The sequence below is a fragment of the Streptomyces sp. NPDC026394 genome (assembly GCF_055567735.1).
In genome coordinates this window covers 1-23,844 of sequence record NZ_JBVHPX010000041.1, presented here as the reverse complement: position 1 = coordinate 23,844, position 23,844 = coordinate 1, and the positions used below count along the sequence as shown (strand labels likewise).

Here is a 23,844-nt window from a genome sequence, read left to right as displayed (position 1 = left end):
GACCGGCCTTCCCCGTCCCGTAGGGCCGGTTGACCAAGCACCGCACCGGCCGCGGAACCGAAGCCGGCAACCCGCGACAACTACGCCAGGTCGGCGGTGGATACGATGCCGGAGGCGAGGCTCCCGTGCCGGCCGAGACGAAGCCGAAGGCAGACAGGGCCCACGTGCCCGCCCGGACTACGCCAGGTTTCCCGCAACCGCCCGAAAAACGGGGCTGCCACGGGCCGTTGCGCCGCCAAGGTCACCCTTCTTCAGGGCGCGGCCGAGGCAGACGATTCCGCACCGCGACTCTCCCACTGTCATCGGAAGGCACCTCGACGTGTCCGGAGCACCGTCCTCGCATATTCCGGTTGCCCCGGCCGCCGACGTCCACCACAGACGCGGCCGTCCGCTCTTCGTGGGCATGTTCGTGGTGCTCGCGGGTCTGGTGGCCCTGGCGTGGTTCTTCCGAGCGACCTGCTCGGCCACAAGGGCCGCGTGGTGTGGGAAGCGGTGCTCACCACCGCGGACCGTGACCGGCTGGCCACGACGCCCGGTGTCGTACGTGCGGAGGGTGTGATCTTCGGCCGGGCCGGACTGTTCGGCGCGAGGGCGAGTTCATCCAAGTTCCTCCGGGCCACCACCGTCCTGGGCTGGACGGGCACGAACTGAAGCGCAGCAGACGCTTCACGGTGAAGTCGGGCAAGGCTCCCGCCGGACCGGGCCAGGTCGCGCTCAACAAACCCGACGCCGACACGGCCGGCCTCACAGTGGATGACACCATCCGCGTCCTGCTGGTCGGCGGGTTCGTCATCGCCAACACCTTCACCTTGCTCGTGAGTCGCCGCCCCTGGTGTTCGCACTGCTCAGGGCCGTCGGTGCCCGCGGGCGCCAGGTGCGGTCCGCCGTCATCGCCGAGGCGGCCGTGCTCGGTCTGGTGGGCGGCACGGTCGGCACGGCGGCCGGTGTGGCGCTGGGCCCGCCGGAGGCGGCGGCCGCCGCGCTCGCTCTCCAGCGGACGACCGGCACGTTCTACCGCTGCGTCAAGGGGGCCATGGAGGGGGACTCCGAGGCCCAGCAGGAGTTCGGCTCCGCCTTCTCGCCCTTCTGGAAGGCACTGGAAAATTTCATCGACGCCGCTCGCGCCGCCCATCAGGAAGGTTGAGCCACCGGCCGGAAGGCTGATCCGTCGACCAGGGCAGTTCGGTGTCTGGTGCACATCGGGCCGTGGGACGGCGGCTGTGACGTGGGCAGTAGGGTCCTCCTCCATGACCGAACCAGACTTCCTGCAGGACACCCGGCAGTCCTATGACGCCATAGCCGACGAATACGTGGCCTTCGAGCACGGCGATCTGGAGGCGAAGCCGCTGGACCGGGCGATGCTCGCGGGCTTCGCCGAGATGGTGCAGGCCGGCGGTGGCGGGCCCGTGGCCGAGGTGGGATGCGGCACCGGCCGGGTGACCGCGCACCTGGCCGGTCTGGGCCTGTCCGTCTCCGGCATCGACCTGTCACCGGGCATGCTCGCGGTGGCCCGCCGTCAGCACCCGGACCTGCGTTTCGACGAGGGTTCCATGCTGGCTCTCGACCTCCCCGACAACAGCCTCAGCGGTGTCGTGGCCTGGTACTCGACCATCCACGTACCGCTGGAGCTGCTGCCGGTGGCGTTCGCCGAGTTCCACCGGGTGCTCGCGCCCGGCGGCCATCTGCTGGCCGCCTTCCAGGTGGGAGACGGGCCGCTGCGCCTGGAGGAGGCTTTCGGCCGACAGGTTTCGCTCGACTTCCATCGGCGGCAGCCGGACCAGATGGCCGACCTGCTGGACCGGGCGGGTCTGCCCGTGCGTGCCCGTCTGGTGCGCGAGCCCTACGAGGGCAAGTTCGCCGAACGGACGCCTCAGGCCTTCCTCGTGGCCCGCAAGCCGGCCGCGGCGGCTCCGGCGTAGAGAGGGGGATCGGGGAGGGGAGCGGGAAAAGGGGCTCGGAAGGGGGGCGAGCGGACGTGGCGGGGCCTGTCTACCGCCTGCCTTGGTGCCCCTCCGTGCCCCGTGGGTTACTTTTTGGCTCCCTTGGCTTCCCTTGGTCCTCCTGCCCGCTTGTTCGCCTTCGGCCGCCCTATGCCCGTGTCGCCGTACGCGGTTCCCGGTTCGCCTCACGTCCCTCCCCCGACGCCTCGACGAGAGCCGCCGTGAAGGGGTGGCCAGGGGCCGTCAGGACGCGGGTGACGGGTCCCTGTTCGACCACGTCGCCGGCGTCCAGCACCAGGATGCGGTCGGCCCGGGCGGCCGGGCCCAGATCGTGCGTGATCCACACCAGCGCCAGGTCCGGCTGGTCGTGCAGCAGCCGGTCGAGGACGGCGAGGATGGTCCGCCGGGTCACCGTGTCCAGGCCCGAGGTGATCTCGTCGCAGACCAGGACGCGGGGGCGGGCGAGCAGGGCGCGGGCGAGTGCCGCGCGCTGGAGTTCGCCTCCGGAGAGCCGGCCCGGTCGGCTGTGGAGGTGCTGCTCGCGGAGCCCGACCTCCGCGAGCAGCACTTCTGCCTGCCGCGCGGCGTCCGTGGGTGTGGCCCCGCGCAGGCGCACCGCCGTACGCGCGACCTGTGCCAGCAGCGTGCGGTGTTCGTCGAAGGAGGCGTGCGCGTCCTGGAACACGTACTGCACCGCGGCCAGTTGTCGGGGTGTACGGTCGCGGAGGCTGCTGGGCAACCGTACGCCGTCGAGGTGGACCTCGCCGTCGTACGTACGGTGCAGTCCTGCCAGGCACCGGCCGAGGGTGGTCTTGCCGCTGCCGGAACGGCCGACGACCACCACCCGTTCGCCTGGCCGGACGCGCAGGGAGACATCGCGCAGCACGTCGACGGTACGGCGGGCGCCGCCGCGGTGGTGGGCGGTCAGGTCCCGTACTTCGAGTACGGCATCGCTCCCGCTCCGCATTTCGGTCACTTCGGGTGTTTCGGGCACCTCCACGGCTTCATCAGGATCGGCGTCGGCGTCGGTGTCGGCGTCGGCGTCGGCGTCGGCGTCGCTTCGCACCTCCGGGGCCTGGTCAGGCCCGATGTCGCCCATCGGCCCCGGTACGGCGCCGTCCTCCTCCCCCAACCCGAACAACCGGCGCGTCCACGCATGCTGTGCCCCCGTCACCACCTGTTCGACGGGCCCTGCCTCGACCACCCGCCCGTCCTTCAGGACCACGACCTCGTCGGCCAGTTCACGCACCACGTCCAAGTCGTGGCTGAGCAGCAGGACGCCGATGCCCTGCCGGACGACCGACACCAGCTCCGCGACGATGCGGCGCTTGGTGAGGGCGTCCTGTCCGGTGGTCGGTTCGTCGGCGACCACGACGCGGGCGCCCAGCAACAGGGCTTGGGCGAGCACGACGCGCTGCTGCTGGCCGCCGGAAAGCTGGTGCGGGTAGCGACGCAGGAGTTCGGAGGGTTCGGTGAGTTGGGCGCGGGAGAGCGCCTCGTCGATGCGGGTCGCGGCAGCTCGGGCGCGGTCGCGGCGCGGCAGGTGGCGCACCTGCGTACGGGCGATGTCGGTCAGCAGGGCACCGGCCCGGCGGGCGGGATTGAGGACCGTCGCCGGGTGCTGCGGTACGTGGCCGACCAGGCGATCCGTGACCGTCACCGTCCCGGAGACCCGGGCGCCCGGCGGGTAGGTGCCGAGCAGGGCCAGTCCGGTCGTGGTCTTGCCGCTGCCGGAGGCGCCGACGAGGGCGGTCACCGTGCCCGCGCGGACCCGAAGGCTTACTCCGTCGACGACGGCCCGGCCGCCGACCTCCACCCGCAGACCCTCGACCTCGGCGACGACGTCCACTGCCGCGCTCACCGGCGCCCCTCCTTCACGTCAGATACATCGGTCATATCGGCCGCATCGACCACATCGGCAACATCGGCCGCATCGGTCACACCAGGCATGCCAGAGGCTTCAGACGCAGCGGGCGCGTCGGGCCTGTCACGCCTGACAGGCGTGACAGGCGTGTCAGGCGCAACCGCCCTCGACCTCCGCCCCTCCCCTCCCAGCACCGCATCCACCACCAGGTTCCCGCCCATCGACAACGCCACGATCAGCAGTGCGGGCACCACCACGGCCCACGGCTGCACGAAAAGCCCGGTGCGGTTGCGGTCGACCATGACCGCCCAGTCCGCCGCGTCCGGTTCCACGCCGACGCCCAGGAAGGCGGCGGTGGCGACGAGGTAGAGCACGCCGGTCAGTCGGACGCCCGCGTCGGCGGCGAAGGTGCGCAGCGCCGACCGGCCGACGTAGCCGATCGCCGTACGCCACCAGGTCTCGCCCTGCATGCGCAGCGCCTCGACGGCGGGGCGCGCGGCCGCTTCCGAGGCGGCGGCGCGGACGATTCTGGCCGCGTCCGGGATGTTGACGAGGGCCACCAGCAGCGCGAGCCCCGCGGCGCCCGGTGAGAAGACGGCGGCGACCAGGAGGATGAGCAGCAGTGACGGCACCGCGAGCAGCACGTCCAGCGGGCGCATCAGCAGTTCTTCGAGCCAGGTGCGGTGGGTGAGGGCGGCGGCCAGCCCCAGTGGGACGGCGACCGCGTAGGCGAGTGCGGTGGCGGCCAGGGCCACGAGCACCACCGACTGTCCGCCGAGCAGGATCTGCCGCACCACGTCGCGGCCGACGAAGTCGGTGCCGAGCCAGTGGCCGCCACCGAGCGTGAAGGACGCGGACCGCGGGCCGGGTTCGCCTGCCAGCAGCGGCCCGAGGAGGGCGAGGAGGAGGGGAACACCGGCGATCAGCAGTCCGGCCAGGCCGGTCCGCCGCCCAGCCGTACGTAGGGGCTTCCGTGTCAGACCGGTCAGCCACCCAGCCATACGGGTGCGCTTCCGTGCCGCCCCGGTCAGCCACCCCACCGACCCCTTCGGCTTCCGCATCACGCCGCCACCCCCGCCCGAGGCGCGAGCCGGCGGGCGACCAGGTCCGCGCCGAGGTTGAGGACGACCGCGACCAGGCCGAAGACCACGGCCAGGCCCTGGACCACGGGGACGTCGCGTTCGGCGACCGCGTTCATCAGGACGGTGCCCAGGCCCGGAATGACGAACAGCGCCTCGACGACGATCACTCCGCACAGCAGCCAGTCGACGGTACGGGCGAGTTGCTGGGTGGCGGGCGCAAGGGCGTTCGGCAGGGCGTGCGCGTACCGGACGCGCACCGCGGACACCCCGTAGCGGGCCGCCTGCCGGGCGTACGGGGACCGCAGCGCGTCGATCATCCCGGCCCGTACCAGGCGGCTGACCGAGCAGACGGGGCGGGAGAGCAGCACGAGGACGGGCAGGACGAGGACGGCCGGCTGGGCGAGCAGGTCACCGCCGGAGCCGACGGCGGTCGGCGGCAGCCACCCCAGCCGGAGGGCGAAGAGGGTGACCAGCAGCACGCCGAGGGCGAACTCCGGTACGGCGTACACCGCGAGGGTGATGGAGCTGACCAACCGGTCCGCGAGGGAGCCTTCGCGGCGCGCGGCCAGGACGCCGAGCCCCACCCCGGCCGGCACCAGCAGCACCACGGTGACGGCGGCGAGCAGCAGAGTGGGTCCGAAGCCGTCGGCGAGGTAGGCCACGACGGGCCGGCCGGAGGTCAGCGAGGTCCCGAGATCGCCGTGGAGCAGTCCCAGCACCCAGTCGGCGAGCCGTTCGGCGGCCGGGCGGTCCAGGCCCATCTCCGTACGGATGGCCGCGATGCGGGCCGGGTCGGGCTGGTCGCCCGCCAGGGCGACGGCGGCGTCCCCGGGCAGCGCCTCGGTGAGCACGAAGACCAGCAGCACGACGGCGACGGTCTGCGCGACACCGAGCAGCAGCCGGCGCGCGAGCCAGGACCGCAGCACGGCCGGTACGGCTGGTCCGACGCGTCCGAGGCCGCCGCCGCGGCCGGCGCGGCCGGGACGTCCGGCAGGTCCAGTACGCCCAGTACGTCCGGCACGTCCCGCGCGCGGCCGGGGTGGCACGATGGGTGCGCTCACGCCAGCCACACCGTGTCGAAGCGGGCCCAGTCCAGGGTGTTGGCGGGCGCGTCGTGCGCCACGCCGTGCACACGGCGGGAGGTGCCGACGATCCAGTCCGCGAAACCCCACACCAGGAAGCCGCCCTCGGTGTACAGGCGGCGCTGCATCCGCCCGTACACCGCCGCCCGTTCCTTCTTGTCCTTGGTGGACTGGGCCTGCTGGTACAGGGCGTCGAAGTCCTTGTGCCGCCACTGGGTGGCGTTGGTGGTCGAACCGCTCAGCAGCCGCTGCGAGAAGTGCGACTCGATGGGCATGGCGCCGGAGCGGTAGCAGCACAGGGTGCCGGAGTCGAGGATGTCGCTCCAGTAACTGTCCTTGCTGCCGGACTTCACCTGGACGGTCACGCCCGCCTTGGCGGCCTGGTCGCGGAAGATGCCGGCCGCCTCGGTGAACCCGGCGGCGACGGGCGAGGTGTCGAGGGTGAGGCGCAGGTCCTCGGCACCGGCCTGCTTGAGGAGGTGCCGGGCCCGGTCGAGGTCCTGGTGGCGCTGCGGCAGGTCGGCGGCGTAGTACTCGTACCCCTTCCCGAACAGGTCGTTGCCGATCTCGCCCGCGCCGGAGAGGGCGCCGTCGACGAGTTCCTTGCGGTCGGCGATGAGGAAGAACGCCTCGCGGACCCGCTTGTCGTCGAAGGGGGCGCGGTCGGTCTTCATCGCGAAGGACTGCATGGCGCTGTTGCGCAGCCGTACGATCTCGACCTGGCCCTTGCCCTCGTGGGCGCGCGCGGTGGTGGGGTCGAGTTCGTGCGCGTACTCGACCTGGCCGCCGAGCAGGGCGTTGATCCGCGCGGATTCCTCGTTGGCGACGACGAACTCCAGCTCGTCCAGGTGCGGCGCGCCGTCCCAGTAGGCGTCGTTGCGCCGGACGACGCAGGAACGGCCCGGCGTGAAGGAGACGAAGCGGAAAGGGCCGGAGCCGACCGGCCGGGCGAAGTCCGCGTCGGTCGTGCCGTCCGGGACGATGTACGCGCCGAACGCGGCCAGCACGTTGGCGAATTCGGCGGTGGGGCGCTTCAGCCGGAACTCCACGGTGTCCGGGGAGACCGCGCGGCTGGCGGCCAGGTCGATGGGTTCCAGGGACGCCTTGGCGCGGTATGCCTTCTTCGGGTCGGCTATGCGGCGGAAGCTGTAGAGGACGTCCTCGGCGGTGACCGGCTTGCCGTTGTGGAAGGCGGCCTTGCGCAGGGTGACCCGCCAGCGGTCGAGGGTGTCGTCGGGCTCCCACTTGGCGGCCAGGCGGGGGCGGGCGGACATGTCGGTGCCGCAGTCGGCCAGCTTGTCGTAGAGGGCCTTGGCGCGGGCGGCGTCGGCGAAGAGGTTGCCCAGGTGCGGGTCGAGGGTTTCGGAGGCGCCGCCACCGGCGAAGGCCGCGCGCAGCCGGCCGCCGCGCCGGGGTGCGCCGCCCCCGCTGCCCGGCGAGCCGGATCCGGTACCGCAGCCGGCCAGGACGAGTCCCGCGGCGGCCGTGGCGCCCGCGGTCGCGGCGAGGAAACCGCGCCGCCGCAGGCCGGGCGGAACGGTGGTTTCCCGCTCGGGGGGAGGGAGTTCGGTCATGGTGGGTCTCGCCTCGTGTGAGTTGGTGAGCAGAAAGGCAGGGCAGGAAGCGGAGGGCGGTCAGCCGTCACCCCGTCGGGCCACGAGGTGCAGCCGGTCCCCGTCGGCGGAACCACCAGGGGACGGGGCCGGCCCGGGCCGCCAGGGCGGTTCCGTCCGGGGGCCGGGCCCGTCGTGCAGCTCCAGCACCGCGAAGCCGTGCGCGGCCAGCGCGTACCGCAGTTCCTGGGGGAACAGCAGCCGCCAGGCGGAGTGCTGTTCGACCGGTGGTGTGCCGTCCTCCGTGGTCCAGACCCGCCGTCGGCGCAGCAGTTGGGCCGCCCGGTCGACGGTGAGCGTCGTGACGGACCGGTATACCGTGCCCTCCCGCTCGAAACCGCGGACGGCCGGTGCGTCCAGCAGTTCCGTACGGCCGAGGAAGAACGCTCCGTTGCGCATCTCGGCGACCAGCAGTCCGCCGGGTGCCAGGGCGCGGCGGCAGGAGCCCAGGAAGCCGTCGAGTTCGTCGTTGGTGTGGCAGTACAGCAGCGCGCTGTCCAGGCAGACGACGGCGTCGAACGGCCGTCGGCCGAGGTCCGTGAGGTGGAACCGGCGCAGGTCGGCACGCTCGTACCGGGGCCCGGGATGGCAGGTACGGGCATACGCCAGCATCGCGTCCGAAAGATCGGCCCCGACGACCGTACGGCCCATGCCGTGCAGGTGGGCGGCGTCCCGTCCGGTGCCGCAGCCGATGTCGAGGACGCGCGGCCCGGCGCCGTACCGGCACAGGACGTCCTCGGCCCAGCGGGCGGCGAGCCGCTCCGGGTCGGGGAACCGGGCCTCGTACAGGGCGGGGTTGTCGGTCAGCAGGTTGCGGGCGACGGCGCTGTCCGTCATGCCGTCACCGCCACGGCCCGTACGGGCAGGGCCCGCAGCCGGTGCAGCCAGCCGACGCCGGCCGCCGACAGGAGGCCGAAGGCGAGGCAGCACGCCCAGGGCAGCCAGGCGGCGGCGCCGTGCCCGCCCGCGTCCATGGCCCAGCCGACGACGGTGTTGCCGACGGCGGCGGCGATGCCGGAGACGACGTAGAAGATCCCGAAGTAGGTACCGGTCAGTTCGGCGCGGCCGAACTCCGGTATCAGCTCCATGACGAACGGCTGGGCGATCATGACACCGACGTACAGGAGCAGCGCCCCGGCCAGTACGGGTACGAGGGCGAGCGCGGCCCGGCCCGCACCGCCTCCGCCCGCTGCGGGCGGCGCCCCGGCGACCAGCATCGGCGGGACGAACGCCGCCCCCATCAGCGCCAGCCCGACGGCGACCCAACGCGCCCGGCTGCCCCGTTCCTTGAGCGAGCGGGTGATGCGCATCTGAAGGGTGAGGTTGGCCAGTGTGCCGACGAGGAAGACGACGCCCGCCGCGCCGTCCCAGCCGGTGGCTCTGCGGGCGCCGTCCGGGAGCAGCAGGTAGAGCTGGTTCTCCATGGTGAACATGCCGACCATGGCGAGGGAGAAGGCCAGGAACGCCCGGTTGGCGAGGACCTCGCGCCAGTCACCGAGCACGCTGCCCTTCGAGGCGGGCACCTCGCGGCCGGGCAGCACGGCGGCCTGGGCGGCGGTGAGCAGGGCGAAGATCGCGGCGGCGGTGAGGGCGGAGGCCCGGAAGTCGACGAGCAGCAGGGCACTGCCGATCAGCGGCCCGACCAGGGCACCGGTCGTCGCGAAGATGTTGAACAGGGCGAACGCCTCCGCCTTGCGGTCCCCCGCCTCCGCCGCCAGATAGGCGCGCACGGCCGGGTTGAACAGGGCCCCGGCGAGCCCGCTGAGTACGGAGGCGGCCAGCAGGACGGGCAGCCCGTCGCCCAGCGCGAACAGGGCGAAGCCGACGGTACGCAGGGCGCAGCCCGCGATGATCACGCCGCGCGCCCCGAGCCGGTCGGCGGCCGAGCCGCCGAGGATGAACAGGCCCTGCTGGCTGAGGTTGCGCACGCCCAGCACGATGCCGACGACCGCGGCCGACATCCCCAGGTCCTGGCCGAGGTGCGTGGCGAGGTACGGGATGAGCAGGTAGAAGCCGATGTTCACGCCGAGCTGGTTGACCAGCAGGAGCCGGATGGCGAGCGGGAAGGCCCGCATCTCACTCCACGTCTTCACGGTGGTGCCTTTCCTTCTGTACGGCGAGCGGTGCGAGGGGCGGAGCGGGTACGGCCGGTTCGGCACGCGGCGGCACCGGCCGTACCCCCAGCCCGGCCCCCGTCCCGGCGCGCACGGTCCCGTCGGTGCCGCCGATGCCGGTCCACGGGTCGTGCGCCAGCAGCAGGTGCCCGTCGAGATCGACCCAGCGGGCACGGTCGGCGAGGTGGACGGCGGGGGCGATGCCGAGGGTGCCGGCGGTCAGACAGCCGAGCATGAGCCGGGTGCCGCTGTCCGCGACCTGTTCCTCGATGCGCAGCGCCGCGTGCAGGCCGCCGCACTTGGCGAGCTTGACGTTGACGCCCTGCACCCGCCCGGCGAGCCGCGCCACGTCCGCGAGGCCGACGGCGTCCTCGTCGGCGATGACGGGCAGTGGGGCGCGTTCGGCGAGCCGGGCCAGCGCTTCGGGGTCGCCGGGCGCCGTCGGCTGTTCGACGGCCTCGACGCCCAGTGCGGCGAAGCGCGGCAGCAGTTGCCGGGCCTGCGCCGGTGTCCAGGCGCCGTTGGGATCGAGCAGCAGCGCCGCCGAGGGGGCGGCGTCCCGTACGGCCCGTACGCGGGCGAGGTCGTCCTCGGGGTCCGCCGTACCGGCCTTGATCTTGAGGACGGTGAAGCCGCTCTCCGCCAGGCAACGGGCCTGCGTACGGGCCCGCTCGGCGGACACGATGCCGATGGTGCGGGCCGTCGCCGCGGCCGGCCGTTCCACGGTGCCGAGCAGTCGGTGGACCGGCTGCCCGGCCCGCTTGCCCACCAGGTCGAGCAGCGCCGACTCGACGGCGGCGGTGACGGCGGGCGGGGTACCGGGCGCGGGCAGCTCGCCGTCCCGCAGGGCGTCGAGGGCGCTCTCCGGGCCGGCGAAGCGGCCGAGTTCCGCGCCGGCCGCGGCCAGCAGGCGGCGCAGCGTGTCGGTGTCGAGACCGTAGTAGACGCTGGTGACGGCCTCGCCGTGGCCGCGCAGCCCGTGGTGTTCCAGGGTGATCCAGACGGCGTTCCGTTCGGTCATCACGGAGCGGGAGATGCGCAGGGGTTCGGCGAGCTGAAGGCGTACGACCCGCAGGGTGACGTTCACGCTGCCCCCTCCCTTCGAAGCGGTACGGCCGGTGCCTTCGGGTCCACGACGGTGGTGCAGCGCGCCCAGCCGGTGGCCTCGGCCGCCGTGGGGTGCGGTATCTCCACCGGGCGGGTGGCCACCGGCTGCCGGTCCAGGCCGTGGGCTGCGGTGAAGTCCTCGTCGTAGACGGTGCCGAGGTAGCGGTGCAGACCGTCGGGGAAGACGGTGGCGACGACCGCGCCGGGGTGTACGCGGGCCGCCCAGGCGGAGACCAGGGCGACGGCGCCGGTGCTCCAGCCCCCACTGACGAAGCTGCCCCGGGCCAGCCGCCGGCAGGCGTCGGCGGCTTCGGCGGGTCCCACCCAGTGCACCTCGTCGAAGGCCCCGTAGGCGACGTTGCGCGGGTGGATGCTGCTGCCGAGGCCGCGCATCAGGCGGGGCCGGGCGGGCTGCCCGAAGATGGTGGAGCCGGTGGCGTCCACGCCGACGAGGCGCAGCGCGGGCCAGTGGCGGCGCAGCGGGCCGATGATCCCGGCGCTGTGGCCGCCGGTGCCGACGCTGCACACCAGGACGTCGAGGTGGTCCAGGTCGGCGGCGATCTCGGCGGCGAGCGAGGCGTAACCGGCCGCGTTGTCCGGGTTGTCGTACTGGTCGGGCCAGTACGCGTGCGGGAGCACGGTGCGCAGTTCGCGCAGCCGGGCGAGCCGCGCGGCCTGCCAGCCGCCTTCCGGGGCCGGGCGGTCGACGATCTCCAGCCGGGCACCGTACGCCCGCAGCAACCGGCGCATGGCCGGTTCCAGTTCGCTGTCGCAGACCAGGATCACGTCGTGGCCGAGCGCCTGCCCGGCGAAGGCCAGGCCGACGCCGAGGGTGCCGGAGGTGGACTCCACGACCGGTGCGCCGGGCCGCAGTTCGCCCCGTTCGCGGGCGCCGAGCAGCATGGACACGGCGGCGCGCGCCTTCATGCCGCCCGCGCCGAGCCCTTCCAGCTTGGCCCAGAAGCCGGGGTGCGGGCAGGGCAGGTCGCCGGTGATCCGGGCCAGCGGCGTACGGCCGACGAGGGCGAGGAGTTCCCGGTTGGCGGCGGGTGCGCCCAGGACGGCGGCGGTCATCGGTCGCCTCCTCGGTCCAGCAGCGCGTACTCGGCGTCGCCGGTGTAGCGGTGGACGACGCCGGGCCCGCCGTCGAGCCAGAAGAACGGATACGGCTCGGCGCACACGGCGCTCACTCCGGCGCCCAGCAGGCGCGGCAGTACGGCACTGCCGGTCTGGGCGAACATCACCAGCGGCTTCCCGTGCCGCTCGCAGTGGGCGCGCAGCGGTTCGAAGGTGCCGTTGCCCAGCGTCATGCCGGACGCCAGCACCGCGTCGCAGGCGTCCAGTTCGGCGAGCGCGTCGGTACGGATCGGCTCGCCCCACTCGGTGCGGCCGCCCTTGAGGTCGCACGGTACGCAGACCAGGCCGCGGGCGTGCAGCGCCTCCAGCAGCGAGTTGACGACGCCGACGACCAGGACGGTACGTCCGGGCGCGACGGCCAGCAGCCCGGCGACGCCACGGGCGCGGGCCCGGGACTTGGCGAGCGAGTCGCCGGCGGGCAGCTCCCACGGCCGCGCGCCGTTCGCGGGAGTGTGCGGCAGGGCGTGCATCAGGTACGCGTCCAGTGCGGCGGTCCGTACCGGCGCCAGCGGGTGGTCGAGCAGCGTCGCGACGTCGGCGCCCACACACTCGTCGATCGCGGCGGCGGGCAGTGCGCCGGGTTCCACGGCACAGGAGCCGACGGCGCTGCCGAGACGCAGACTGAGCACTTCATTGCGGTAACCGCCGCTGCGCCCTTCGTGGCGTACGGCCTGGCTGGTGGTGAAGGCCACCGCGATCTTCTGCGTACGGGGGTCGGGCCCCAGCTCACCGGCGCGTACGCGGCGTACGAGGTCCGGGAGCCCGGCCGCAACGGGCCGCGCCGGGCGGTCCGCCGCCACGATGCCCACGGCGCCGCCGTCCGCGGTCTCCTGCCCCAGCGGGCTCATCGTTCCTCCACCACCCGCGGACACAGTCCGGCCAGCAGCTCCTCGACGCGGGCGCGGGCGCCCGCCCCTTCGCCGTCACCGGCCATGACGTGCCCCAGGTATCCGTTGTTGCTGCCGGTGTCCTTGACGGCCTTGCCGGCCTCGGCCAACCGCACCTCCAGCACACCGGGCCGCGCGTCGAGCCCGTCGGCGCCGGATATGCACTCCAGCACACCGGTGCGCTCGGGCACGAGGAAGCCGATGGCGGCGCTGCGCAGTCCGGTCTCGCGCGGCGCGAGGTCCGGTGCGCGGCCGAGCGCCACCTCGACGAAGGCGGCGGCCAGATCGATGCCGGTGACGTGCCGGACCAGCTCGGTGATGCGGTTGCCCGCAGGCCTCGGATTCACCTCGACGACGCGCGGCCCGTCCGCGGTGAGCTTGATCTCGGTGTGCGCGACGACCTGGTCGAGCCCCAGCGCCTTGAGCGCGGCACACGCCGTGTCCGCCGCCGCTCCGGCGTCGGCGGCGCTCAGCGCGGCGGGGAACATGTGCCCTGTCTCGACGAACGCCGGGGCGCCGCCCACGCTCTTGTCGGTCACCCCGACCACATGCGCCGCGCCCCCGTACGACACGGTCTCGACGCTGACCTCCGGCCCGTCGAGCAGTTCCTCCAGCAGCACCACCGGGGCCCGGAGCTGCCCCCGCGCGTTGACCGGGAACCCGGCGAGCGCGCGGTGCGCGCGGGCCAGCTCCGCCTCGTCGTCCACCCGCCGTACGTACATCCCGGCGCACAGGTCCACCGGCTTGAGCACGAGCGGAAAGCCGATCTCGCGCGCCGCCTCGGCGGTCCGCGCCCAGTCGGCGCAGACGGCGAACCGGGGGCCCGGGACTCCGGCCGCCTCCAGGGCGCGCCGGGTGGCGTCCTTGCGGCAGGCGGCCTCCACGGCCTCCGGCGCGGGCCCGGGCAGGCCGAGGTACGCGGCGATGCGCGCCACGGTCGGCAGGTAGTAGTCGCACGAGCTGAGGACGCCGTCGAAGCCGGTCGCCGCGTGCAGGCGCTCGGCGTACGGCAGCAGCGTGTCGGTGTCGTTGGTGTCGGCAGTGATCACGTTGCGGGCCGACAGCAGCGGGTGGGCGGTGCCCTCGGGGGCGGCCCGCAGGTAGTGGTGCAGGTCGCGGGTGAGGAAGGTGAAGTCGTGTCCGGCCTCGCGGAGGGCCCGGGGCAGCAGCCTGCCCATCGACCCGACCCAGCTCTCGACCATCAGCAGATGCGCCACAACTCTCCTTCTGCGCAGGCGGTTTCGCGTCCGGGCACGCCGTGGGGAGGCCCCCGGTGCCGCGGTGCGGTGTTGACCGAACGCGATGCTAACCGTAATGATTTTCATTGTCACCTCTTGGGCCGGCCATCTGTCCGGCCGCCCGCCTCGCTCCCACCCGCCACCGCACGGCCCCGCCCTCACGGAATGCGAGCCCCATGCCTCCCGCCCCGCGCCGCACCGCCCTGCTCTGCGCGCTCCTGACCTGCGCCGCACCGCTCACCACCGGCACCGCCACCGCCGCCGAACCCCACGCCGCCGCCCCGTCCCCGCACTTCGGCACCTGTCCGGCCTCGGTCCCCGCGCCGCCCGCGCCGGACCGCGTCGAGTGCGGCACCGTGAGCGTGCCGCTGGACCACACCCGCCCGGACGGTGAGCACATACGGATCGCCGTCTCCCGCGTCCGGGCGTCGGGCACGCCCGCCGAACGGCGCGGCGTCCTCCTGGTCAACCCCGGCGGTCCGGGCGGCTCCGGCCTCCCGTATGCCGTCACCAAGCGCGCCAAACTCCCGGAGTCGGTACGCCGCGCCTACGACGTCATCGGCTTCGACCCGCGCGGCACCGGGCACAGCGCCCCCGCCGACTGCGGACCGATGGGCGGGCTCTTCGACAGCCCGGCCGCCGGCTCCGCGCCGTTCGACCCCGTACCGTACGACCGTCCCGGCGAACGGGCCTACCTCGACGCCCAGCGACGGCTGGCCGCCGACTGCGCCACCGGCACCGGCCGCGCCCTCCCCCACCTCTCCACCAGCGAGACCGCACGCGACATGGACGCCGTCCGGACGGCGCTCGGGGAACCGCGCATCAGCTACCTCGGCGTCTCGTACGGCACCTACCTCGGTGCCGCGTACGCCGCGCGATTCCCGGACCGCGTGGGCAAGTTGGTGCTGGACAGTGTGGTCGGCCCGGAGGACTGGCACGCGTTCGACGTACGGCAGGCCCGCGCGATGCTCCGCCAGCGCGACGTCCTCTTCGACTGGCTGGCGCGGCACGACTCCCGCTTCCGGCTCGGCACCACCCCGCGCGAGGTCCGCGCCGCCTACCTGCGCACACGCGACGGCCTGACCACGCACCCGGTGGCCGGCTTCGGAGCGGCGGCCTTCGACCGTGCCGTCTACCGTGCCCTGGGCCGCACCGAACGCTGGACCGCCCTGGGCGACGGGCTCCGCGCCTACCTGGACGAGGGCGCGGTCGACCGGCTCCGCCCCGCCGAGCCCTTCGACGGGCCCGCGTCACGTACGTACCAGGCCGCCAACCGGGCCGTGAAGTGCGCCGACGGTCCGGGGCCCACGCCGGGCCGGGTCCTCGCCGACATCCGTGGGCTGCGACGCCTGGACCCGCAGCCCGTACTGACCGGCCTGGAGGCGGCGAGCTGCGCGTACTGGCACACCCGCCCCGCCGAGCGCACCCGGCTCGGCAGCCCCACGGCGCCCCCGGCCCTGCTCGTGGCGTCCGCGCACGACCCCGTGACGCCGATCGCCGGTGCGCGGGCCCTCGGCCGCACCCTGCCCGGTTCCCGGCTGGTCACCCTGCACAACGACTACTCGCACGGCGTCTTCGCCAGCCGCGGCAACTCCTGCGTGGACTCCACGGTGGCCGCGTACCTCGTCGGCGACACCGTCCCGGCCGGGGACGTGCACTGCGAGGGCCCGGGGCTGCCCGAGCCGACGCCGCCGCGACCGTGACCCCGGCCGAGGACGAGAGGCCGAGTCCGAACAGCGAGGCCACCGGGTCTTCCGGGCGTTGCCGGCCGTCGCCCGTCTCGTGGAAGACGAGGCGCTCACCGTGGACGGCCGCGCCGGTCTCGCCGACCTCGCCGCGGCCCTGTCCGGGCCTTACCACCTCCATGCTGTCGCGCACGGCGGCGACTTCGGCGAACTGTTCCCGTTCACGACGGATCGCATCGGGTCGCTGGGCGGCCTGCGGAGCATGAGCATGCAGGTCTCACCGGCGCCGCCGCCCCCTCAGCCCACCACCGCGGCCTCGGGCGGATCAGCCCACCACCGTGACCTCGGGCGGAAGCGCCTCCAAGAAGCCCGGGGCATCCAGCAGCCGCTCCTCGAAGAACCCGGCCACACACGTCCGGGTGATCTCGGTCCCCCGGCCGCCGGGCAGCGAGCCGAGCGCGAAGGCGTACTCCTCCGCGTCGGTGAACTCCCGGTAGCCGAGGGGACCGGCCAGGGCGTCGAGGTCGGTTGCCGACCCGTGCCCGCCACCGTCGACCAGCAGATGGTGCCGCGGCCCGCGCAACACGTCCCACAGACGGCCGCGCGCCTGTGTCTCCTCCGGGAACTCCGGGTCGTCCGGGGTGAACTGGCACAGCAGGAACGGTCGCTCCAGGCCGGTGCGGAGGACATCACCGTACGGGGTGCCGTCGAGGTTCACCCCGGCCGTGAACCCAGGGTCGAGCCGCATGGCCTCGGCCGCCGCCGCGCCGCCCAGCGAGTGGCCCGCGACACCGGCCCGCGACGGGTCGAGCAGGGCGTGCCACCAGAATCCGGGGGCGGTCAGCCGGGCGCGGGCGAAGCCGAGGTCGGCGGCCCGTACGTCCAGGTAGCGGCCGGAGAGGTCGCCGGTGTCACCGTCCGCCAGCCCGTCCGGTTCCCGGTACGGCACGATCCGGCCGTCAGGGAACTCCACGGCGATCGCGTCCGCCGGGTGGTCCAGGGCGGCCACCAGGAACCCGCGGCTCGCGAGGTCCTCCCCGAGCGCGGTCAGGTCCGCGCGGTACCGGCCGTGGCCGGGCGAGAGCAGGATCAGCGGGCAGCCGCGCGCCTCCGGAGCGGGCGGCGCGTCCGCGATGCCGTGTACGAGGACCCCGGCCGCCGTGTCGCGCGGCAGACCGGAGCAGCCGGGTTCCTCCTCCCACCCGTCGACCACCAGGGGCGACATCGTGTCGGACACGTACCGCCCCGGTGCCGCACCGGCCTCCGCCCGGGCCGGGTACCAGAACTGCGCCATCAGCTCGCGGGACCGGCCGGGCCGGAACGGGTCCGCACGCCCGTCGTCGACGAGGTGGGTGGTGCGCACGCCCACGGCGTGCGGGCCGGTGGGCGGGGGCAGTTCCAGGCCCGGTACGGTGCGCCGTGCCGACGCCGTACCGTCGGTGTCCCGGGCGATGTGGCTGGTCCGCACCATCCGCCTGCTGCCTCTCCCTCGATTCCACCGGCAGACCATCCGATCACCCCCGGTGGCGCAGCGCACCGGATTTTCCGCGCGCACCGGCCGCTCCCCGCCCCCGCGGCAGCGGATTTTCCGGGAGGGCCGGAATGCGCGGCGATCCTTCTTCGGCGGGCGGGCGGGGACGCTCACCATGGGGGACGACGCGGGTGGCAGCCCGCCCGGCCGCGCAGCCGCAGCCGGTCCGTACCAGCGCAGGAGCCAGCATGATCTTCATCGTCGTCAAGTTCACCGTCCGGCCCGAGTACCAGGACTCGTGGCTGTCGCTGGTGGACGACTTCACGCAGGCCACCCGGCAGGAGCCCGGCAACCTGTTCTTCGAGTGGTCGACCAGCGTCGACGACCCGCGCCAGTTCGTCCTGGTCGAGGGCTTCGCCGACCGGGAGGCGGGCGACAAGCACGTGAACTCCGCGCACTTCAAGGCCGGCCTGGAGACGATGGCCGGCGCCATCGCCACCACCCCGCAGATCATCAGCAGCGAGATCGACGCCGACGGCTGGGGCCCCATGGGCGAGCTGGCGCCGCGCGAGGCCTGACCCGCCGGGGGACAGCACGCCGTCGCCCGGCGCCCCGCCCTTGCCCCGCCCGTCGGCCACGCGATGTTTCCGGATCCGCGGCCGGCGGGCGGGACGGCCGGGGACGTCGCACGCGGCGCGCCTGACCGCCTACAGCACCGCCGCCACGCCCCTCGTCCTGCGCAGCGATCACGAGTTGCCCGAACTCCTGAAGGCCGGCGGCGGGATCAGAACGGCGTGGCCGGGAGGTACTTCCCGTCCAGGGTGATCACCGCGCGGGAGCCGCCCTCGGGGTCGTCGACCTTCCGGATGTCCAGGCGGAAGTTGACGGCGCTGATGATGCCGTCGCCGAACTTCTCGTGGATCAGGGCCTTGAGGGTGGTGCCGTAGACCTGGAGCATCTCGTGGAAGCGGTAGAGGGTGGGGTCGCTGGGGATGCCGTCCGGGATGCTGCCGCGCAGCGGGATCGTCTGCAACAGCCGCTCCGCCGCCTCGTCCAGGTCCAGGCGCTCGGCCACGGCCCGGGCGGCGTCGGCGGGCAGGGCGTGCTGGCCGAGGAGCGCGGCGGTGACGAAGGCGACGGACAGACCGGTGGCGTCGGCCAGTTCCTGCCAGGTCAGGTCCTTGCGGATCTTGGCCTCGACGACGGCGAGGGCCAGGTCCTGACGGGCCTGCGGGTCGAGCTGGGCATGCGGCATGGAAGCGTCCTTTCGGAAGTGGGGGCGGGGCCCGGACGGGCCACGCCCGGCAAGGGGCTCAGGAGAGCGGGACAAACGTTCCGCTGCGCGGGTCGAGGACGTCGACGGCTCCGGTACGGATGTCGTGGGTCCAGCCGTGCAGCGTCACCGCGTCCCGCGCGAGGGCGCGGGCCACGGACGGATGGGTGGCCAGGTGGGCGAGCTGGACGGTGACGTTGTCGTGGACGAGCGTCGTGACGGCCGCGGCGGTCCCGCCGTCCCCCGCGGCGGTACGGGGTCCGGCGGGCCCGGCCGTGTGCAGCCAGCCGTCGAGGGCGGGCAGCTCGGTGAGGTCCTCGCCGGTGGCCAGGGCCGTCATCGCGCCGCACCCGGAATGCCCGCAGACGATCACGTCGCGGACGCCGAGCACGGCCAGCGCGTACTCGATACTGGACGACACCGCGTCCGGTGCCGGCCCGTACACCGGTACGAGGTTCCCGGCCGTACGGATCACGAACAGCTCACCGGGCCCGGACTGGGTGAGCAGTTCCGGTACCACCCTGGCGTCGGAGCAGCCGATGAACAGCGCGCCCGGCCGGTGGCTGGTGGCGAGCCGCTCGAAGAGGGCCGCTCTGGCTGGGTGGACGTCGCGCCGGAAACGCCGGACGCCGGCGGTGAGGTCGGGATGCACAGCCACTCCTTGCTGAGGGGAACCGGCCGGGAAGCCGTTGTCTCCACCATGCGTGACCTGCCGCTATAGCGTCCAAGACGTAGAACTCATGGCAGCTATCAGCGCTGCCTATAACCGCTTACAGTGGCGGGTATGGCCCTGGAACTGCGCCACCTCCGCTATCTGCTCGCGGTGGCCGAGCACGCCAACTTCACCCGCGCCGCCGAAGCCCTGCACGTGTCGCAGCCCACGCTCTCGCAGCAGGTCAGGCAGCTTGAGCGGACACTGAAGGTGCAGCTGCTGGACCGTACGGGCCGCACCGTGCGGCTGACCGACGCCGGCGCGGCGTACGCGCACTACGCCCGCAGTGCGCTGCGGGACCTGGAAGCGGCCGAGCGCGCCGTACTGGACGTACGGGACCTGTCGCGCGGGGCGCTGCGCCTGGCCACGACGCCGACCTTCACCGCGTACCTCGTCGGCCCGCTGGCCGGGGAATTCCACACCCGGCACCCGGGCATCTCGCTGACCCTGCGCGAGATGCCGCAGGAGCTGATGGAGTCGGCGCTGCTGGCGGACGAGCTGGACCTCGGTATCGCGTTCAGCGGGCCGCACCTGCCGGGCGTCACCGGCACCGAGCTGTTCACCGAGTCCCTCAGCCTGGTCGTCGGCCCCACCCACCCGTACGCCGGCCGGACGGCGCCGCTGCCCATCCGCTCCCTGCGCGACCACCGACTGGCGCTGCTCAGCGCGGACTTCGCCACCCGCCTGCACATCGACACGCACTTCGGCGAGCACGGAGTGCGCCCGGACATCGCGGTGGAGGCCAACTCCATCACGGCCCTCACCGAACTGATCCGGCGCACTCCCCTGGCCACCGTGCTGCCCGACGCCATCACCCGCGAACAGCCCGGCCTGCACCCCGTCGCCCTCTCCCCCGCGCTCCCCGCCCGCACGGTGACCCTCCTGTACCGGGAGACGGCCTACCGCAGTGCCGCGTCCGGCGCCTTCGCGCGGCTGGCCCGGGAGTGGGGACGGGAGCACGGGGAAGGGCCGGAGCGAGGCTGAGGGGCCTGCGGGGCACGTCCGGGGGCCGCGCAGGCGCCCCCGCCGTGCCGGGGCGTCAGCCCACCCAGCGGGTCCGCGAGGCGGCGGCGCAGAAGCCGGGGCCGAAACCGAGCAGCAGACCGCGGGCGCCGGTGGCCGGCGGGTCGTCGTGGAGGCGGTCCAGGATGCGCAGGACCGTCGGACCGCCGGTGTTGCCGCCGTTGGCCAGGGTTTCGTGCGAGTGGCGGGCCGCCTCACGCGAGACGCCGCCCTGTTCCTCGACGAGTTCGAGGATCTTCCGGGAGCCGGGGTGCAGGACGGCGAACTCCGCTTCCTCACCGGGCCACGGCAGCCGCGGCAGTACGGCGGAGACCGCGTCGAGGGCTTCCCTGGTGCTGTCGAAGTGCAGGCCGTCGGGCTCGTGCCGGGTGGCGTAGGCGGAGAGCGAGTCGGGCACCAGGTGCTGCCAGGTCTCCTCGATGAACATGCCGGGGTCGGCGAGCTTCTCGTGGCTGACGACAGCGGCGGCCCCGGCGTCCCCGAAGAGCAGCTTGTACGCCGTGTGCTCGATGGCGCAGTTGTCGCTGCGCTGGTACGAGGTGCTGAGCTTCTCCGCGCCGACGACGAGGAACCGGTCGCCCGGCCGGACGACGCGGGCGGCGAGACCGAGGGCGTGTGCCCCTCCGGCGCAGGCGAGCTGGGTCATCGGGATGCGGACGAGGTCCGGGTCGAGTCCGAGGGCGGACACGACCGCGGCGTCCGGGCCGGGGGTGCGGTCGCCGGTGGCGTTGAACGAGATGATGCCGGTGACGTCGGCGGGGGCGATGCCCGCGGCCCTGAGGGCCCGGCGGGCGGCGGTGACGGCGAGGTCGCGGACCGCGGCCACGGCGATGTCGTTGCGCTCACGTATCGAAACGGTCCGGGCGACATCGGCCAGCGGCTCGGTGAAGCGCCGGTAGCGGACGCCGGTCCGGTCGGCGATGCGCGCGGCCGCCGCCTTGGCCACCCGGTACTTCTTCGCCCGGACGTGCGGGCCGTCGGCCGCGTCCCACTTGGCCCAGACGGCGATGTCCTCCACGATCGGCTCGTTGCGGATGACGTGGGGGGCCTCGGCTATGCCGGGTCGGTTGACGTACGCCACTGGGTGTCTCCTGGAAATGCGCGTAGGGGGTGGCACCGGCCCGCGCGAGACCGCGGACCGGACGCATGATCATCAGTTGACAGCGGCACCGTGCCGGGCCCGCGGGGCGTAAATCACTCACCATGCGGAAACCTGCCTCGGGACGTCGTGGCCACCGGGACGATGCTCCGGCACGTCGTGCCGCTCCGCGACGCCGGCTGCGGCGGTCGGCTCGAAGGAGGCGTTGCGGACGGTCATACGCCCATTCTCGTGGCATTTCCCGTGGCTTGTGCCGTGTGGAGCGCCACAGCCGGGTCCGGGTAGAAATTTATGGTCATCTCGCGGAAGAGCGGCGAGGCTTCGGGGCGGGCCGACAGCATGACGGCCCAGCCGAAACCGCGCGTCCCGTGATTCATCGGCCGCCGGTCACCGTCCGGATGAATGTAGGCGTTGTCACCCTGGTTGTAGATGACGGACAGCCGCTCGTCCCGCAGCAGCCGGTCGCGCAGCCGCAGCAGATGCGGGTCATTGGGCGAGGCCGAGACCGAGGCGCGGAACTGCGGGACCAGTTTGGGCGCCCAGAATTCGAAATACCCGGCCAGGACACTCCGGGCCTCCGCACTGAAGAGGAACCATTCGGCCATGTTCGACGGAACCTTGCCGGACGGCATCATCTGCCGGAATGCCTCGTTGTGGTAACGCAGGTTCCACCGGTGGTCGTTCAGGTAGGAGATGGCCCGCTGACCCTCGATCTTTATCTTGTAGTCCGGCGTCACATCGAGTCCGGCCTCGGGATCCAGCGGCGCGGGCGTCGTTCCGTACAGGTCCATGTGGGCCTGCCGGTATTCGCTCTCCTTGAAGCGCAGCGCCACGGCCAGTTCGAGAAGATACGCCGGGGAAGGAACCCGCCGGCCCTGCTCGTAACGGGCATACGTGTTGAAGCCGCGGTTCATCAGGGTGTCCACCTCCGGCTGGGTCAGGCCGGGGACGGTCGGGCCGCGCTGCGCGGTGCGCTTCGGAAGGCCGACGTCCTCGGGCTTCAGCACGCTCCTCTTGGCGCGGCAGAGCTGCCTGAACGCCTCCAGTTGCGCCTTGGTCGGCCGGTAGGTGGATAGCATGTGCGATCGAGTCTTCCTGTGGAGCGGCACGCGACCGGCCGGGAAACTCCCAGCCAGGCGTGGCCCTTGATTACTCAACGACCGGATCTCAGGATGAGAGGCGGGCAGCAAACAGGCCGTCCGGTTTGTGTACGGAAGGAGGAGCGCGTGGAGTCGGCACACCTCGACGCGAGAGACGCGCAGGGTCCGTCCACAACGGTTCCCCCGTCCTCCGGACAGCTCACGGCAGGCGGTCCCGCTCGGGACGGGGCCCGCCACGGCCGATCAGCGTACTGGTCCACGTCGGCACCGCCCAGGAGCCGCGGACCGGCCCGGCGGGCGCCCACTCACCGGTGACCCGGCCCGTCCGCGCATGAGTACGGCAGAACAGTACGCGGCGACGGCTGCACGGACGCCCGGCGTTCGAGGGGATCGCATGGAGAATTAGGCAGTAAAGCACGGCAAATTACTCCCCCGCCAAGGGGCGACATGACCGTTGCAGCACAAAAGGCCACCAAGATCATTTTTGGTGGCTCGTAGGCGTTCCCCGCCCGGCAGTCGCCGCTCAAGTCGTCCCCACTCGGCCAAGTCTCCGCCCGTCGCATCGCGCCCCTCGCCTCTCGTCTCCCGGGCCTCGCCGAAAGCCCCGAGTGCCGTTTCCAGCGCGCACACCGGCTCGGCGGAGCAACAACGGCAGGCTGCTCCTTCACCGGAGCCTGAGAAGCAGAAGGCACAGATGCAGGAACGCGCAGTGAAGACGCGAGCACGGTTGTTGACGACCGCCAGCCAGGTTTTCAACGAAAGGGGGTACAACCGGGCTTCCGTCACCGAGATCGCGGCGCGCGCGCATTCGACGGCCGGCGCGCTGTATCACCATTTCTCCTCCAAAGCCGGGCTGGCCGAGGAAATCCTCGCGGTCGACCTCACCGAAGGGGTCGAGCAGAATCCCGGTGCGCCCGCCCTGCAGGAATGGATCGACCTGGGTCTGCTGCTCACCCACCGCGTTCAGGAGGACCCGCAGGTGAAGGCAGCGCTCCAGCTCGCCGCGCTGGACAAGCCCACGCGGACGTGGGCCTCGCCCTGGGCGTCGTGGAAGGACACGGTGACCCGGCCCCTCCTCCGGGCCCAGCAGGGGGGCGAACTGCTCCCCCGGGTGGAGCTGGCGGCCGTCGCGTCGCTGTTCATGACGAACTGGGTCGGCGGCGAGAGCCTCACGTCGGGCGACGACCATGCCGTGAAGACGCAGATGAACAACTTCTTCACCTACACCCTGCCGGGCGTGGCGACACCTGGCGTCCTGTCGCGGCTGGACTACTCCCCCGAGCGGGGCCTGCTGCTCCGCGAACGGTTCTCCCTCGGCGCGTCGCCGGACACGACGCTCGTTCCCGCATGAAGGCGGGCTCCGGTACGGAGTCCGAGCCGGCCCGGGCCGGCGTCCGCACATACGAAAGGCCCTGCC

At 73.1% G+C, this 23,844-nt stretch carries 22 protein-coding genes; 7 read left to right on the top strand and 15 right to left on the bottom strand.

Annotation, left to right across the window (positions count from 1 at the left end; all coding sequences use genetic code 11):
- Positions 1 to 438 precede the first annotated feature (438 nt).
- From ACZ4QV_RS40955 to ACZ4QV_RS40945, 3 genes are all read left to right on the top strand, one after another.
- Positions 439 to 651, top strand: a complete 213-nt coding sequence (locus tag ACZ4QV_RS40955) for a hypothetical protein (protein WP_467764398.1) — start codon at positions 439 to 441, stop codon at positions 649 to 651.
- 181 nt (positions 652 to 832) lie between these two features.
- Positions 833 to 1,144, top strand: coding sequence for an ABC transporter permease (locus ACZ4QV_RS40950; protein WP_361640466.1), 312 nt, complete (start codon positions 833 to 835; stop codon positions 1,142 to 1,144).
- A 103-nt stretch (positions 1,145 to 1,247) separates the two neighbouring features.
- A complete protein-coding gene (locus ACZ4QV_RS40945) occupies positions 1,248 to 1,919 on the top strand; it encodes a class I SAM-dependent DNA methyltransferase (protein WP_361592213.1) in 672 nt (223 codons plus the stop codon).
- A 169-nt stretch (positions 1,920 to 2,088) separates the two neighbouring features.
- Here the strand turns inward: ACZ4QV_RS40945 and ACZ4QV_RS40940 are convergent, their stop codons facing one another.
- From ACZ4QV_RS40940 to ACZ4QV_RS40895, 10 genes are all read right to left on the bottom strand, one after another.
- Positions 2,089 to 3,801 carry an ABC transporter ATP-binding protein gene (locus tag ACZ4QV_RS40940; protein ID WP_467764397.1) on the bottom strand — a complete coding sequence of 571 codons (1,713 nt, stop codon included), beginning with the start codon at positions 3,799 to 3,801 and terminating at the stop codon, positions 2,089 to 2,091.
- Complete coding sequence (locus ACZ4QV_RS40935; protein ID WP_467764396.1) at positions 3,798 to 4,805, bottom strand: ABC transporter permease subunit; 1,008 nt, start codon at positions 4,803 to 4,805, stop codon at positions 3,798 to 3,800. The genes ACZ4QV_RS40940 and ACZ4QV_RS40935 overlap by 4 nt, the downstream gene beginning before the upstream one ends.
- A 59-nt stretch (positions 4,806 to 4,864) precedes the next feature.
- Entirely contained in the window at positions 4,865 to 5,812 is a 948-nt protein-coding gene (locus ACZ4QV_RS40930) for an ABC transporter permease (protein ID WP_467764395.1), read from the bottom strand.
- A 131-nt stretch (positions 5,813 to 5,943) separates the two neighbouring features.
- Positions 5,944 to 7,542 carry an ABC transporter substrate-binding protein gene (locus tag ACZ4QV_RS40925; RefSeq protein ID WP_361592206.1) on the bottom strand — a complete coding sequence of 533 codons (1,599 nt, stop codon included), beginning with the start codon at positions 7,540 to 7,542 and terminating at the stop codon, positions 5,944 to 5,946.
- Between the two features lie 60 nt (positions 7,543 to 7,602).
- Positions 7,603 to 8,418 (bottom strand): class I SAM-dependent DNA methyltransferase, encoded by an 816-nt coding sequence (locus tag ACZ4QV_RS40920; protein ID WP_361592204.1) that lies wholly within the window; start codon positions 8,416 to 8,418, stop codon positions 7,603 to 7,605.
- Entirely contained in the window at positions 8,415 to 9,674 is a 1,260-nt protein-coding gene (locus ACZ4QV_RS40915; protein ID WP_361592202.1) for an MFS transporter, read from the bottom strand. Before ACZ4QV_RS40915 ends, ACZ4QV_RS40920 begins: the two co-directional genes overlap by 4 nt.
- On the bottom strand, positions 9,658 to 10,782 hold the full coding sequence (locus ACZ4QV_RS40910; RefSeq protein WP_361160987.1) for a dipeptide epimerase: 1,125 nt from the start codon (positions 10,780 to 10,782) through the stop codon (positions 9,658 to 9,660). Before ACZ4QV_RS40910 ends, ACZ4QV_RS40915 begins: the two co-directional genes overlap by 17 nt.
- Entirely contained in the window at positions 10,779 to 11,876 is a 1,098-nt protein-coding gene (locus ACZ4QV_RS40905; RefSeq protein WP_361160990.1) for a PLP-dependent cysteine synthase family protein, read from the bottom strand. The genes ACZ4QV_RS40910 and ACZ4QV_RS40905 overlap by 4 nt, the downstream gene beginning before the upstream one ends.
- Positions 11,873 to 12,787 carry a Rossmann-like domain-containing protein gene (locus ACZ4QV_RS40900; RefSeq protein ID WP_361592200.1) on the bottom strand — a complete coding sequence of 305 codons (915 nt, stop codon included), beginning with the start codon at positions 12,785 to 12,787 and terminating at the stop codon, positions 11,873 to 11,875. Before ACZ4QV_RS40900 ends, ACZ4QV_RS40905 begins: the two co-directional genes overlap by 4 nt.
- Complete coding sequence (locus ACZ4QV_RS40895; RefSeq protein WP_361592198.1) at positions 12,784 to 14,043, bottom strand: ATP-grasp domain-containing protein; 1,260 nt, start codon at positions 14,041 to 14,043, stop codon at positions 12,784 to 12,786. The genes ACZ4QV_RS40900 and ACZ4QV_RS40895 overlap by 4 nt, the downstream gene beginning before the upstream one ends.
- Before the next feature lie 197 nt (positions 14,044 to 14,240).
- Here ACZ4QV_RS40895 and ACZ4QV_RS40890 point away from each other — a divergent pair, with 197 nt between their 5' ends.
- Positions 14,241 to 15,767, top strand: coding sequence for an alpha/beta hydrolase (locus ACZ4QV_RS40890; RefSeq protein WP_361592196.1), 1,527 nt, complete (start codon positions 14,241 to 14,243; stop codon positions 15,765 to 15,767).
- A 307-nt stretch (positions 15,768 to 16,074) separates the two neighbouring features.
- On the opposite strand, the gene ACZ4QV_RS40885 is transcribed toward ACZ4QV_RS40890, so the two are convergent.
- Positions 16,075 to 17,220 carry an alpha/beta hydrolase family protein gene (locus tag ACZ4QV_RS40885; RefSeq protein ID WP_467764394.1) on the bottom strand — a complete coding sequence of 382 codons (1,146 nt, stop codon included), beginning with the start codon at positions 17,218 to 17,220 and terminating at the stop codon, positions 16,075 to 16,077.
- A gap of 248 nt (positions 17,221 to 17,468) precedes the next feature.
- Between ACZ4QV_RS40885 and ACZ4QV_RS40880 the strand changes: the two genes are divergently transcribed.
- A complete protein-coding gene (locus ACZ4QV_RS40880; protein ID WP_361161010.1) occupies positions 17,469 to 17,798 on the top strand; it encodes a putative quinol monooxygenase in 330 nt (109 codons plus the stop codon).
- Positions 17,799 to 18,004: 206 nt separating this feature from the next.
- Here the strand turns inward: ACZ4QV_RS40880 and cynS are convergent, their stop codons facing one another.
- Complete coding sequence (cynS, locus tag ACZ4QV_RS40875; RefSeq protein ID WP_361592190.1) at positions 18,005 to 18,475, bottom strand: cyanase; 471 nt, start codon at positions 18,473 to 18,475, stop codon at positions 18,005 to 18,007.
- 58 nt (positions 18,476 to 18,533) lie between these two features.
- On the bottom strand, positions 18,534 to 19,145 hold the full coding sequence (locus tag ACZ4QV_RS40870) for a carbonic anhydrase (RefSeq protein WP_361592188.1): 612 nt from the start codon (positions 19,143 to 19,145) through the stop codon (positions 18,534 to 18,536).
- Between the two features lie 132 nt (positions 19,146 to 19,277).
- On the opposite strand from ACZ4QV_RS40870, the gene cynR reads away from it, so the two are divergent.
- Positions 19,278 to 20,189: a transcriptional regulator CynR gene (cynR, locus tag ACZ4QV_RS40865; protein ID WP_361161019.1), complete on the top strand. Its 912-nt coding sequence runs from the start codon at positions 19,278 to 19,280 to the stop codon at positions 20,187 to 20,189.
- Between the two features lie 55 nt (positions 20,190 to 20,244).
- On the opposite strand, the gene ACZ4QV_RS40860 is transcribed toward cynR, so the two are convergent.
- Together ACZ4QV_RS40860 and ACZ4QV_RS40855 are read right to left on the bottom strand one after the other, a co-directional pair.
- Positions 20,245 to 21,309 (bottom strand): PhlD, encoded by a 1,065-nt coding sequence (locus ACZ4QV_RS40860; RefSeq protein ID WP_361161022.1) that lies wholly within the window; start codon positions 21,307 to 21,309, stop codon positions 20,245 to 20,247.
- A gap of 233 nt (positions 21,310 to 21,542) precedes the next feature.
- Positions 21,543 to 22,406 carry a helix-turn-helix domain-containing protein gene (locus ACZ4QV_RS40855; protein WP_361161025.1) on the bottom strand — a complete coding sequence of 288 codons (864 nt, stop codon included), beginning with the start codon at positions 22,404 to 22,406 and terminating at the stop codon, positions 21,543 to 21,545.
- 730 nt (positions 22,407 to 23,136) lie between these two features.
- On the opposite strand from ACZ4QV_RS40855, the gene ACZ4QV_RS40850 reads away from it, so the two are divergent.
- Positions 23,137 to 23,778 carry a TetR family transcriptional regulator gene (locus ACZ4QV_RS40850; protein ID WP_361161027.1) on the top strand — a complete coding sequence of 214 codons (642 nt, stop codon included), beginning with the start codon at positions 23,137 to 23,139 and terminating at the stop codon, positions 23,776 to 23,778.
- Positions 23,779 to 23,844 lie beyond the last annotated feature (66 nt).